General features: G+C 47.9%; 2 protein-coding genes and 1 pseudogene. 2 read left to right on the top strand and 1 reads right to left on the bottom strand.

Annotated features, from left to right (window positions below):
• A pseudogene (locus tag AZI87_RS18195) lies at positions 1-541 on the top strand (hypothetical protein); the annotation flags it as partial.
• Positions 542-737: 196 nt separating this feature from the next.
• On the top strand, positions 738-1,034 hold the full coding sequence (locus AZI87_RS10570) for a hypothetical protein (protein ID WP_024203028.1): 297 nt from the start codon (positions 738-740) through the stop codon (positions 1,032-1,034).
• A gap of 31 nt (positions 1,035-1,065) precedes the next feature.
• Here AZI87_RS10570 and AZI87_RS18020 read toward each other — a convergent pair whose 3' ends face one another.
• Positions 1,066-1,227, bottom strand: coding sequence for a hypothetical protein (locus AZI87_RS18020; protein ID WP_000708858.1), 162 nt, complete (start codon positions 1,225-1,227; stop codon positions 1,066-1,068).
• Between the last annotated feature and the right edge of the window lie 85 nt (positions 1,228-1,312).

The raw sequence follows: 1,312 nt of genomic DNA on the forward strand, positions 1-1,312 counted from the left end.
TATGGGTATGCCGTCTGCTGGTGGGCGTGCGGCATATATTGCGACGTTTATTGCCAGTACGACCATTCTTGGCGCTTTGTCGCAGCAACTTAACGACCTTGCGTCTGGTCGTAATCCTCGCGAGATGACAGGAGAAGATGCTGCTAAATTTTGGCTTGGTGCTCTACTGAAAGGTGGTGGTCTTGGCCTTTACGGTGACTTTTTATTGTCAGATCACACTAGGTACGGAAGCGGCGCGCTGGCGTCGATGCTTGGCCCGGTAGCTGGTCTGGTTGATGACGTAGTGAAGATTGCTCAGGGCATACCGTTAAATGCTGTGGAAGGGAAGAATGAGCAGACTGGTGGTGATCTGGTTAAGCTGGGGAAAGGTCTGATGCCAGGTGCGAATCTCTGGTACTTAAAGGCGGCTCTCGATCACATGATCTTTAACCAGATGCAGGAGTATTTTTCACCAGGTTATTTGCGTAAAATGGAGCAACGTTCGAAGAAAGAGTTTAACCAGACATACTGGTGGCGACCACAGGATGTCACTCCGCAATAAGGAAGTGTTGTGTTTTTAATTATTTTGAGTGTGATAATTTCTGGTGGATTGTTATTTATTGACCGCTACAAATATTTTCTTAACCCTCAGACTCAAGCTATTTGCTGGTTCATCTTTGTTGTGCAGGGAGTCGTTCTTGTTGCAAGCCTTATTGAGGGGAGGCCTCTTATTTTTACTGGGTAAATTAGGTGACTACATGCAAGCTATAGGATTCATTGTTTATATCGTCGTTGGTCTTTTTCAGTTGGCAGCAATTATGGCTGGGCTTGAATCATGGTGGGGATTGCACTGGATAATTGCAGCCCCCATTGCTTTCATCGTGAGCTATATTCCATTTGTTGGAGCGATTGTTGGTATGGTTGGCGCTGTGGATGTATGGCGGTGGGAGTGGTGGCAGGCTGGCCTTCTCTTCTTTGGTGGGATCATCTTTGCTATTGTCTGCGGTGGAATGTCATCATTTTTCGAATGGCTAGCATTCAGAAAAGGAACGTGACATGTCACAGGCCGCTTTCGCGGCCTTGTTTTTAACGAATGCCACCGCCTCCCGGGCGGGAATCCGCAGAACGCCCACCGCAGCGGGAGCCGTCAGCGGCAGTATCGCTGTCGTGCTGACAACGACCGGCAAAGGCCTGAGTTGAAGCTACCAGAGACAACAAAACGAACAGTGCAGCAAATGCTTTTTTCATTGTGAAATTTCCATCTATAAGCCACCTCAATGTGGCGTCAATGAGTGTAGCACTGACTTTTGTTTCGTCCACAAAAAATCCCGCA

It is taken from the genome of Bdellovibrio bacteriovorus (assembly GCF_001592745.1).
In the GTDB taxonomy this organism is placed as follows: Bacteria; Bdellovibrionota; Bdellovibrionia; order Bdellovibrionales; family Bdellovibrionaceae; genus Bdellovibrio; species Bdellovibrio bacteriovorus_B.

Coding starts and splice junctions, on each gene's coding strand:
- AZI87_RS10570 (WP_024203028.1), top strand. CDS start 738: ATGCAAGCTATAGGATTCATTGTTTATATCGTCGTTGGTCTTTTTCAG.
- AZI87_RS18020 (WP_000708858.1), bottom strand. CDS start 1,227: ATGAAAAAAGCATTTGCTGCACTGTTCGTTTTGTTGTCTCTGGTAGCT.